The organism is Lysinibacillus sp. SGAir0095 (assembly GCF_005491425.1).
Lineage (GTDB): Bacteria > Bacillota > Bacilli > Bacillales_A > Planococcaceae > Ureibacillus.
This window is the reverse complement of the sequence record NZ_CP028083.1, coordinates 1,746,691-1,758,338: the sequence shown is the minus strand read 5'-3', so window position 1 is coordinate 1,758,338 and position 11,648 is coordinate 1,746,691. Positions and strand designations below refer to the sequence as shown.

Annotated in this window: 9 protein-coding genes; 3 read left to right on the top strand and 6 right to left on the bottom strand. The window is 35.4% G+C overall.

The features are described from left to right. Window positions 1-257 precede the first annotated feature (257 nt). On the top strand, window positions 258-1,085 hold the full coding sequence (locus tag C1N55_RS08575) for a squalene/phytoene synthase family protein (RefSeq protein WP_137728433.1): 828 nt from the start codon (window positions 258-260) through the stop codon (window positions 1,083-1,085). Between the two features lie 47 nt (window positions 1,086-1,132). Here the strand turns inward: C1N55_RS08575 and C1N55_RS08570 are convergent, their stop codons facing one another. The 3 genes from C1N55_RS08570 to C1N55_RS08560 all read right to left on the bottom strand — a co-directional run bounded on the left by C1N55_RS08570 (window position 1,133) and on the right by C1N55_RS08560 (window position 4,573). Then, entirely contained in the window at window positions 1,133-2,692 is a 1,560-nt protein-coding gene (locus C1N55_RS08570; RefSeq protein WP_137728432.1) for a histidine kinase N-terminal 7TM domain-containing diguanylate cyclase, read from the bottom strand. A 97-nt stretch (window positions 2,693-2,789) separates the two neighbouring features. Next, window positions 2,790-4,109 carry a D-serine ammonia-lyase gene (locus C1N55_RS08565; RefSeq protein ID WP_137728431.1) on the bottom strand — a complete coding sequence of 440 codons (1,320 nt, stop codon included), beginning with the start codon at window positions 4,107-4,109 and terminating at the stop codon, window positions 2,790-2,792. Between the two features lie 5 nt (window positions 4,110-4,114). After that, on the bottom strand, window positions 4,115-4,573 hold the full coding sequence (locus C1N55_RS08560) for a YaiI/YqxD family protein (RefSeq protein ID WP_137728430.1): 459 nt from the start codon (window positions 4,571-4,573) through the stop codon (window positions 4,115-4,117). 169 nt (window positions 4,574-4,742) lie between these two features. Here C1N55_RS08560 and gdhA point away from each other — a divergent pair, with 169 nt between their 5' ends. Together gdhA and pepF are read left to right on the top strand one after the other, a co-directional pair. After that, complete coding sequence (gene gdhA / locus C1N55_RS08555) at window positions 4,743-6,113, top strand: NADP-specific glutamate dehydrogenase (protein WP_137730595.1); 1,371 nt, start codon at window positions 4,743-4,745, stop codon at window positions 6,111-6,113. Between the two features lie 206 nt (window positions 6,114-6,319). Next, entirely contained in the window at window positions 6,320-8,125 is a 1,806-nt protein-coding gene (gene pepF / locus C1N55_RS08550) for an oligoendopeptidase F (RefSeq protein ID WP_137728429.1), read from the top strand. A 72-nt stretch (window positions 8,126-8,197) separates the two neighbouring features. On the opposite strand, the gene C1N55_RS08545 is transcribed toward pepF, so the two are convergent. From C1N55_RS08545 to C1N55_RS08535, 3 genes are all read right to left on the bottom strand, one after another. Then, complete coding sequence (locus C1N55_RS08545; protein ID WP_137728428.1) at window positions 8,198-9,406, bottom strand: NAD(P)-dependent malic enzyme; 1,209 nt, start codon at window positions 9,404-9,406, stop codon at window positions 8,198-8,200. 401 nt (window positions 9,407-9,807) lie between these two features. Further along, entirely contained in the window at window positions 9,808-10,710 is a 903-nt protein-coding gene (locus C1N55_RS08540) for a stalk domain-containing protein (RefSeq protein WP_137728427.1), read from the bottom strand. An 87-nt stretch (window positions 10,711-10,797) separates the two neighbouring features. Beyond that, window positions 10,798-11,619 carry an MBL fold metallo-hydrolase gene (locus C1N55_RS08535; RefSeq protein WP_137728426.1) on the bottom strand — a complete coding sequence of 274 codons (822 nt, stop codon included), beginning with the start codon at window positions 11,617-11,619 and terminating at the stop codon, window positions 10,798-10,800. Window positions 11,620-11,648: the final 29 nt, after the last annotated feature.

Sequence of the window (11,648 nt, the reverse complement as noted above, 5' to 3'; positions counted from 1 at the left end):
ATAAATTCATATCCATAATTTACATTCTATTAATCTTGTTGTAACTAAATTGTAATATAACGGTACGTTTATGTCACAATTCACATTATATCACTCATTTTCTATAGAATATATACCCTTTCTCTGCAGTTCACCCCTTAACTCTCCCTATAAAATTTAATAGAAATACAAAATAATTAGATTATCTATTTTTCATTTCAAGAAAATTAATGTACCATTATATTGATGGATTTTATGAACGAAAGGAACATCCAAAAATGTCTGACAAAGAACTCCAAAAAGAGGCAATGAGAGTATTAAAAGAAACAAGCCGTACATTTTATATACCGATTACATTCTTACAAAAAGAGTTGAAAACTGCAGTTGCAAATGCTTATTTAATGATGAGAGCAATCGATGAAATTGAAGATAATGAACATCCTGAGCTAACAGGTGAGGTAAAAAATGCCATCTTAACCGAAGTAAGTGAACTATTAAAAGAAGAACAATTTAATGAACAAAAATACTTCGAAATAATAAAGCCAATTCAAGAATATCTATCTGAAGTAACGTTACGTCTTGCTGACTGGATACACCTTTTACCAAAAGGTTCTGAAAAAATTGTAAAATCTGCCACAAGCGAAATGGCTGAAGGAATGGGAAAATGGGCAAAGAGCGATTTTAAAGTCCGTACAAAGGAGGACCTTGACGAATATACTTATTATGTAGCTGGATTAGTTGGGGTCATGTTATCTGAGCTTTGGGAATGGAATGCTGGAGTTAAAACGGATCGAGAGCTAGCCATTGGATATGGTCGAGGGTTGCAATTGGTAAATATTCTTCGAAATCAAGAAGAAGACTACCGCGAACGTGGAGTGAGCTTTGTACCCGAAGGCTGGACAAGAGATGACTTGTTCCAATACGCCGAGGAAAACTTAGAAAAAGCAGATCTATATATGAAGGATATTCATAAACGTACGATACTATTATTCTGTCGACTCCCTCTTGCACTAGCTCATAAGACACTAAAATCCTTAAAAGAAGGAAAAGAAAAAATGTCCCGTGCTGAGGTGGAAAAAACAGTAGAAGAGATTCAGACTGACTAATTATAAGGAGATGTCTCGTATTTGTATGAGGCATCTCCTTTTTCAAATCAAACTAACTGCATTTCCTCTGTATAAGCTTGAACAGTATTTCTCCCATTCCGCTTTGCTGTATAAAGAGCCTGGTCAGCATTTCTCAATGCTTGTTTAAATATATCTCCCTTATCAAGCGGCGTTATTTCAATAGGTGCTAATCCAAAGCTGGCCGTCACATTTATACTATTATTATTGGTAGTTATTAGTGCTTCCGTGATTGTTAACCTTATCGCATTAGCTAACTCAATTGATTCTTTTAACTCTATTTCCGGCAACAAAATAACAAACTCTTCTCCACCATATCGCCCTATTATATCCTGAGATCTTAAGCGACGTTTCGCCAATTGTGCTACCTGGGTTAAAACAATATCCCCTGTTTCATGTCCGTATGTATCATTAATAATTTTAAAATGATCAATATCAAACATGATCACATAAGCATTTTTTTCAATTGATTCCAGTATAGTGGCAGATTGATCCATAAAATATCTTCTATTGTAGATTTTTGTTAATCCATCAAAATTCGCGAGCTCCTTAAGCTTTCGTTGCATCTCAACTATTTCTGTGATATCGACAAAAGTTATTATTATACTTATTGGGACACCCTTCCTATTCAAGACTTTAGAAAATCGCACTTGATAATGTTCTATTTTGGTACCTACCTTTTGCTCATACTCGCATTCCTCACTACGAGAAATAAGTTCCGCCAGTTTCTTATTCTTAGCTAGAAACTGATGTGCGGACTTTCCAATAGAAAAAGTACTTAACATTGGGATCACTCGAAGGATTGCCTTATTGAAATCAACGATATGGCCGCTTTGATCTAATACAATTACTCCTTCAAGCATATTATCAAAGACCCTTTCCCTCGCTATAGGTACTACATTAAACATTTGAAAAGAAAAAAGCGCTATCCCGTGTAGGGTAAACGATATACTCATGGATACCGGACCTAGATCAATTCCATATGGACTTAAATCGTTTAAGTAAAAGGAATTTGCTATTATGGGGACTAATAGGCCTGCAACCATTGTCATAAGTTGAACTCGGAATTGAATTAGCGATTTCTTCAACTGTAGCAACAATACGATTATACTAACCGTCATACAGATGAATAAATAAAGAGAATGTAAATAGAAAAAGGGTCCATACTCCAGATGAACTATTGGAAAAGGGGCATCAGCCAAAAGCCCCACAGATGCATAATATAAACGATGGAGTTCGTTCGTATGATGCATAAATACAGTGATTAAAGGAATGCCAAAAAGAATAAAAATATGCCTCTGTCTTAGTTTAATGCCCACATACTCAAAGCACATCAACAATATAAATCCGGGTATGAAGGGCATAACCAAATACTCGACCCCTAACCAAAACTTTATTTCTTTTAGGTTCGAGCTCGCCAATTCAAAAGCATAAGAAAAAGTAAATATGGCTGATAAAAATGTAACAAACATATAGTGTCTTGCACCTGGAGCATTATTAAGCTTAAAGTACGAAAAAATAGATAGAATCAAGCTTAATACTCCCGCCAAAATTATTAGCAGTCTATAAAAATATAACTCTTCAACCATTTATATTCTCCAAACTAGAAAAAATCGATTTAATATTATTATATAACTCTCATCTTGTGACCGACTACTAATTTCCCCTAAAATTACAACTAAATTATTACAAAAATTTCCTTAGCAACTTCTGCCTTTGCTCCTGAGGAACCATATTGCCGCCTGTAGACCAAATTAAATGAGTCGCATTCTCCATCTGCAAGCTATTTTGTTTTATATAGGACTTACCTTTATCAAACAAGGCAATCGGCCCATAAACCCCTGCATGGGCAGACGGTTCCATAAAAATTTGTTCCGTTTCCCACATTGCTCTCAAACTGTCGAATAAAAATGGATCATCCACTGTATAAGACCCGCTTAGAATGGGCTCCATCATCTTACCAACAAACTTAGATGCTCTTCCTACCGCAAGCCCATCTGCTTCAGTTTGGTTATTTAAACCTAAATCTGCTACTGCCAGTTCATCATGAAGGCCCGTCATCATACCAAGAAGCATACACGGTGACTGGGTAGGTTCTCCAAAGAATAGATGTACATTGTCTCCATAGATTTTTTTTAATCCATAAGCGACACCACCAGGCCCTCCACCTACTCCACAGGGTAAATAGACAAACAATGGATGAGTAGCATCGACTTTAATGCTGGCATCACGTAATTGTGTTTCTAGTCTTAAAGCTGCAACCGCATAGCCTGCAAAGAGAGTCTTCGAATTTTCATCATCAACAAAATAGCACATTGAATCTGATTCTGCCTGTTTCCGTCCTTCTTCAACTGCTTTACTATAATCAGAGGAATATTCAATGACTTCAACGCCTTTTTCACGAAGCAGCTTTTTTTTCCACTCTTTTGCATCACTTGACATGTGAACTGTCACCTGGAATCCTAATTTAGCACCCATTATTCCAATACTTAATCCTAAATTACCCGTAGAGCCTACTGCAATCTTATAGTGATTAAAAAAATGATAGAACGATTCTTCATATAATTTGGCGTAATCATCGTTAAAATCAATTAAATTATTACTAATGGCAAGATGCTCTGCATACTTTAAAACCTCATAAATACCGCCACGCGCCTTTATAGAACCCGAAATCGGTAACGCATGATCACATTTTAGGATCAAATTCCCAGAAAATTCGCTGTCGCATTTTTCTGCGATCCACTTTCTCATTGATGGAATTTCTTTAATTTCGGATTCAATGATTCCGCCTAACCCTTCTGACTCGGGAAAAGCTACTTTTATATAAGAAGAAAAACGTTTTAATCTTTGCTGTGCATCTAGCACCTCATCAAAACTAAATTGCTCATCGCTATTCTCTTTTTTTACTTTTTCCTTATTCAACCACAAAACAGTTTTTGACGTTACAATGTCATCTATTAATGGATAGTTTTTTTTGAAATACATTATTTTTTGTTTTTCATACATTTGATTTAATCCCCCTTTAAATTTGTCGAAATAGCTTGTTCACAAATTTGTCGAAATTTATTTGCAAAGGAAATATTATTTTTTTCTGTTCTCTTTTTTGGTCCTTTTGTGCGCCCTCCTGATCGTCTAATTTTTGCACTTTCATAGCGAAATGCCAACAATTGATCAATATTGTCCGATGTCATTTCTCTTCCATTTTGGTCCACTACATATGCCCCTTTTGCTAAGCACATAGCTGCCAACCCATAATCTTGGGTAATAACAATATCATATTTATTAATGGCATTTACTAGCTTAAAATCAACAGAATCTGCCCCTTTAGGTACCATAATTGTTATTGCATTCTTCCTTTCAATCCGATGAGATGTATCGCAAAACAAGATGGTTTCAATCTCATATTGAGATGATATAGATAGCGCTAAATCAATTACTGGACACGCATCTGCATCTATTAATAATTGTATTATTTTAACTCTCCTCCTCAGTAATTAAGCCTGAATTCGTTATCTTAAAATAATTTTTTTCGTCCCATAAACAAACTTACATGCTTACGTAACATAAAAACTGATTGAATTATTAGAAAAATCGTACTAATATACATTTTAATCATAAAAATTGGGAGATGACACAATGATGTTACAAATGTTAGGTACAAAAACTTCTGCCGAGAATTACATTAATTCAGTGTTTGAACAATTAAAACAAAAGAACGCACATCAACCAGAATTTTTACAAGCTGTGGAAGAGATCTTTTTATCATTAATTCCTGTATTCGAACAACATCCTGAGTACATTCAGCATAATGTGCTTTCTCGAATTGTAGAACCGGATCGAATTATTTCCTTCCGCGTTACTTGGCAAGACGATCAAAATCAAGTACAGGTTAACCGTGGCTACCGTGTACAATTTAATAATGTGGTTGGACCATATAAAGGCGGCTTACGTTTCCATCCTTCAGTAACTGAATCCATTATGAAATTTTTAGCTTTCGAGCAAATTTTTAAAAATGCTCTAACAGGTCTTCCAATTGGCGGTGCAAAGGGTGGCTCAGATTTCAATCCAAAAGGAAAATCTAATGCAGAAATCATGCGTTTCTGCCAAGCTTTCATGACAGAATTATACCGTCATATTGGTCCAGATGTCGATATTCCAGCTGGAGATATCGGTGTAGGTAGTAGAGAGATTGGCTATCTATTCGGGCAATACAAACGTATACGGAATGCTCATGAGGCTGGGGTTTTAACAGGTAAATCTCCAGGCTATGGTGGTTCATTAGTCCGTAAAGAAGCAACCGGCTACGGATTAGTATATTTTGTAAAAGAAATGTTACAAGAAATAAATGAAACATTTATAAACAAGACTGTGGTCGTTTCTGGATCTGGAAACGTAGCAATTTATGCTATGGAAAAGGCTCAGGATTTAGGCGCAAAGGTTGTTGCATGTTCAGATTCAAACGGTTATATTTTTGATCCAGATGGCATTGACTTAAAAATTGTAAAAGAAATTAAAGAAGTAAAAGGTGATCGTATTCAAACTTATATAGATTACCGACCAAGTGCAAGTTATACAAAAGATTTCCGTGGCATCTGGTCGATTCCATGCGATATTGCTTTACCATGTGCAACTCAGAACGAAATAGATGGTGATGCAGCAAGAACTCTTCTGGCAAACGGGGTTAAAGTTGTTGCAGAAGGTGCCAACATGCCATCAAATTTAGAAGCAATTAACATCTTCTTAGAAAATAAGATACTTTTTGGTCCAGCAAAAGCTGCAAATGCAGGAGGAGTTGCTACTTCAGCATTGGAAATGGCGCAAAACTCCGGTCGTAACTATTGGACATTTAAAGAAGTAGACGAAAAATTAAATGCCATTATGAAAGCTATTTATGCCGAGAGCAAAGAAGCTGCTCAAAAATATGGTACTCCTGGCAATTTAGTTGTCGGTTCAAACATTGCAGGTTTTGTTAAAATTGCAAACGGCATGATTGCTGAAGGCGTATATTAATATTCCTGAATTTATATATTTCTAATTTCTTACCTGGAGAGCAGCGAGTATGCTCTCCCTTTTTATTACTTAAAAATTAGATTCTATTACAAATCAATTACTACCATATGAAATAAAAAGTTTAGAATTTTCTATCAATAGATATTATTTTCTGGATAAATATGATACAATTTATTTCGACTATCGGAATTGTAGGAGGGAATAGAATGCTTAAAAGAAGTGAAGTAAAAGTTGAAGAAACGTGGGATTTAACCCCTCTATTTGAAACAGAGCAGCTTTTTGAAGAAGCAATAGAGATCGTATTAACGAAAGCAAGTGAGATTGAAAGCCAATTCAAAGGTAAACTTGTGGCCGCTCAGGACGTAGTAAATGTAATTACAGCTTATCAAAATTTATACGAATTACTTGTCCCTATTGGTACCTATGCCAGCCTATCATTAAGTGAAGATCAAACAAATGATGAGGCTCAAATGCGTTCTGCAAAGGTTGGTCAAAATTATTCAAAAATCAGCGCACAACTTTCCTTCATCACAAGTGAGTTACTACTTCTTGATGAATCTGTTTTATCAGAAGCAAAAGGATTGGCACCACAATTCGAAGGTTACATTGATAAACTTATTAAGAAAAAACCATATCAATTACATCCTGAAGCAGAGAAAGCTTTAGCTGCATTCGGTACAACTTTTGATGCACCTTATCAGCTTTATAACACAACTAAATTAGTAGATATTAAGTTTGATAACTTTGAAGTAAACGGCGAGAGTTATCCACTAAGCTATAACTCCTTCGAAGGTGATTGGGAATTAGAAAGTGATACCGAAATTCGCAGAACAGCATTTAATGCTTTCTCAAACAAATTACGAGATTATCAGCACACAACAGCTAAAACCTATGATACACATTTAAAAATAGAGAAAACTGATGCTGATTTACGTGGCTATGATTCAATTTTTGATGCCCTTCTATTTGATCAAGAGGTTGATCGTGAGCTTTATAATAGACAAATCGATTTAATTACAACAGAGTTAGCTCCACATATGCGTCGATATGCAAAGTTACTCCAAAAAGAACATGGTTTAGAGCAAATGACATTTGCTGATTTAAAAATTTCATTAGATCCAACATATGAACCGAAAATTTCTATTGAAGAGTCACGTCAATATATGAACGATGGTTTATCAATCCTTGGTGAGGATTACCAAAATATGCTAGATCGCTCTTTCGATGAACGTTGGATTGATTTTGCTCAAAATGAAGGGAAATCTACAGGTGCTTTCTGTTCAAGTCCATATGGTAAACATCCATATATCCTAATCTCTTGGACTAGCCGCATGAATGAAGTATTTGTACTTGCCCACGAATTAGGTCATGCAGGTCATTTCTATTTAACACACAAAGAACAAAACATTTTCAACTCACGCCCATCTCTATACTTCATTGAAGCTCCATCTACAATGAATGAGATGCTAATGGCAAACCACCTTTTATCAAACTCAAATGATGCTCGCTTCAAACGTTGGGTGATCTCGACGATTATTGCGCGTACTTACTATCACAACTTTGTAACACATTTATTAGAAGCAGCTTATCAACGAAAAGTCTATGAAATTATCGATAATGGCGGCAGTGTGAATGCTTCTATCTTAAACAAATTGAAACGCGAAGTTTTAGAAGACTTCTGGGGCGATACAGTTGAAATCACTGATGGTGCTGAGTTAACTTGGATGCGCCAACCACACTATTATATGGGCTTGTATCCATATACGTACTCAGCCGGTTTGACTATCGCTACCCAAGTATCTCAACGTATTCTAACTGAAGGTGAACCAGCAGTACAAGATTGGCTAAAAGTGCTTAAAGCAGGTGGAATTAAATCACCTGTAGAATTAGCTAAAATGGCTGGTGTGGATATCACAACAGATCAACCGTTAAAAGATACAATTGCCTACATTGGCTCTTTAATTGACCAACTAGAAATCCTTTCTGAAGAAATTGCAGTGGAAAATGCATAATTTATCATGTAAATATTGGTGTCTCAACTAGTTTGAGACACCTTTTACATTTTGCTTTTGCCTTATCCAGAATCAAATTACTACTTCATCTTGTAAAGCCTGCGGGTATAGTTCAGACACACCAGATTGAATGGCTGCCTCCCCTACAGCTCTTGCTACTGCTGGAGCTACCCTGTCATCCATCGCCTTTGGAATAATATACTCCTCACAAAGCTCACCCTCTTCCACTAGTGATGCAATTGCTTCTACTGCTGCAAGTTTCATATCCTCATTAATATCTGTTGCTCTCACATCAAGTGCTCCTTTAAAGATTCCAGGAAAGGCTAAGACATTATTAACCTGATTCGGATAGTCTGAACGACCTGTACCAATAATTCGAACACCCCAACTTCTCGCATTTTCATAAGTAATTTCTGGATTTGGATTTGCTAAGGCAAACACAATCGGATTGTGATTCATTGATTGTATATGCTCTTTAGTAAGCAGGTCGGCTACCGATACACCAATAAATACATCTGCTCCCACTAGTCCTTCATCCAGATTTCCATGTAAGTTTTGCGGATTCGTTAAATGTGCAATATTTTCTTTTATTGGATTCATCCCTTTCGTTCTTCCATTATAGATAATGCCCGTTGAATCACACATTACAATATTTTTAAACCCTTGATGAAGCAATATTCGTAAAATGGCAATACCAGCCGCCCCTGCCCCATTTATAACAATTTTTAATTCTTCTTTTTGTTTTTTTACGATTTTTAACGCATTTTTCAAACCTGCTGCTACAACAATAGCCGTACCATGTTGATCATCATGAAATACAGGAATATTACACTCTTTGCGTAAACGCTCCTCTATCTCAAAGCAACGTGGTGCAGAAATATCTTCTAGATTAATAGCTCCGAATGTAGGTGCAATGTACTTTACTGTTTGAACGATCTCATCCACATCCTTTGTATCTAAACAAATAGGTACAGCATCCACATTACTAAAACGTTTTAATAATAATGCTTTCCCCTCCATAACAGGTAATGCTGCCTCAGGTCCAATATCTCCTAAACCTAATACTGCTGTTCCATCTGTTACAACAGCAACTAAATTCCCCTTTACTGTATAGTCATACACATGCGAACGATTCTTTTCAATCTCCAGACAGGGTGCAGCAACTCCTGGAGAATATGCTAGACTCAAATCATATGAGTCTACTAACGGCACTTTTGAACTAATCTCCAATTTCCCTTTGTATTGTCCATGCATTTCAATCGATTTTTTCATTAAATCCATATTAACACCCCATCTGTTTAAATTTGAAAAACTTTTATATTTTTGTATCATAGTGCTTTAATTCACTAAAGTCAACTTAACAATTCGAACAAAACAGCAAATACCCTATATAAAACAGCAAATTTACGTATTTATTTATATTTCAAAATCATTATATCCGGAATTTATCACCTATAAATAATTATATTATAATAATTTATGTAAACGCTTTTATTATTTCCAATGCTATTTAGCGTTGGAAATGTTTTGTGAAAAGCTACACTTATTGTTTTATTAGGGCTAATATGAAATATTTCACAATGTCTATTGCTCATTTTTTCACATTACTATAAAAATTTTTTAAAAATTTATAAAAAAAATGCTATATACACAGGAAAAATGTACATAGCATTTACTAATTTTTATTCAGTTTCAGTTAGTTCAATAAGCTGTTCTAACATTTCATAAGGTACATATGTCTTGCCTTTTTCGAGTAATTCAGGCTCTTGTTGAAAATATCGAAGTGCTTTGTTGTATCCATATTGCTTCGTCCCTCGAGTAATAGTGAAGGAAACATTTCCTTTAGAAACAATGGCACCTCTTCCAGTTGAATCCACTTGAAATCCTAATTGTTCTGCCACTCTTCTCAAAGGAATCATCTTGACACTATTCACTTCGTAATAATCCTCATTCGCAATGGTAATGGCCTTGTCAATTTTCGAAGTCTCTTTATTTAAAACCAATATCTTAGAGGGACTAGTTTGTGCAGGATAACTCTCTAAAACGACATCAAAGAAAATAAGGATATCTTTTTCGACAATATCAGCCTTCGCTTGTGCTTTACCGGCTAAATCTTGGATTATCGTTTCTTCCGTAACTTTAATCACTAAATCTTCCTTCTTATTCAAAAACTGCTCATTGAATTGATCTAGCTGTACAGTGCCCGATTTTTTAGTTTGAACAATGACAACGTCAGGTGAATACCTTGGTGGGTATATCATAAGCATTGGATTTTTGGCATCTATAAAGGCCGTAATCTCTACACCTTCTGAAAGCTCAACAATTTCCCCTACATTATTCATAATTACCGTACTTTTATTGTAGTAGAAACCAAATTCTTCGTTGTTCGATTTAACTGTTGCAAAATAATTGCCTTTTGTTTCTTCTGTGATGGATTCTATCTTACCTATCACTTTAATAAAATTCTCTTGCTGTGCTTCTGTTTCTACAACGGAACTATCATTCTCCTTAGCAGAAACAGTTGGCTGTAATAATAAACTGCTTATTAATGCTGAAGTCATAAGTATAGATGCATATTTTTTCATTTGCTCTCTCCTTTTAATGCTATTCGAAGGATTAGTCGAAATACATATGGAAAAGTTACAAGCTGGTTAAAGAAATTTTTAAATTAACTAAATAGGTTGTTTTATCTCTTCTAGTATAGACGTGACAATATGCATAGAATCCCATTCCCCGCTGGAGAGCTTCGTAATCGGGTATTTACGTTTAAATAGACTGTCATGTATTTGCTGGGGAGAATATCCCTGCTGATATCGTTCTATTACTTGTTGCTGTATACCAATTAAATAATCTCTTTTCTTCTCTAAACTCTTTCTACCTACCTTTATATACCCTGCATGACTGCAATAAAACTCACCAAAATCATATGTTAACAGATGTTCAAGTGACCTTATGATTGTAGGTATGCTCTCTTCTCTTAAAACAACCTTCGTTTTAGTTTGGACATAGAGGTCTCCTGTAAAAATTTGTCCCGTCTCTTTATTTAAAAATGCAAGATGATCCTTTGCATGTCCTGGTGTTCTAATAACATCCCAGTTGCCAGTACGTGATGAAAAACTGCTACCTATTGCCGTTGCTTTAAACGGTTTTCGCTTTCCCCAAAAAAACTTTCTGTAAAGTGGATACTCTGGATTTCTTTCACAATCTTGAACTGACATTTCATGTATATATATTGGAACATTTCGCTTCTGTTCTAAAATGGACGCACATCCAGAATGATCCTCATGTATATGGGTTAATACAACTTGATCAATATCTGCTTCCATTAAAAACGGTTCAAAATGTTTACTTAGAGACCTCGAACCCGTATCAATTAGAACACCATCAATCACATAACAATATACATTAAGAGCAACCTTTCCAAAAGTGACCTTCCCATTTGCATAGCTCACATTTTGATGTTTTCCAAAATCTATGGATTTCTTTAATAGCATTTGCCCATCCCCTTTTAAATTTCATTCAT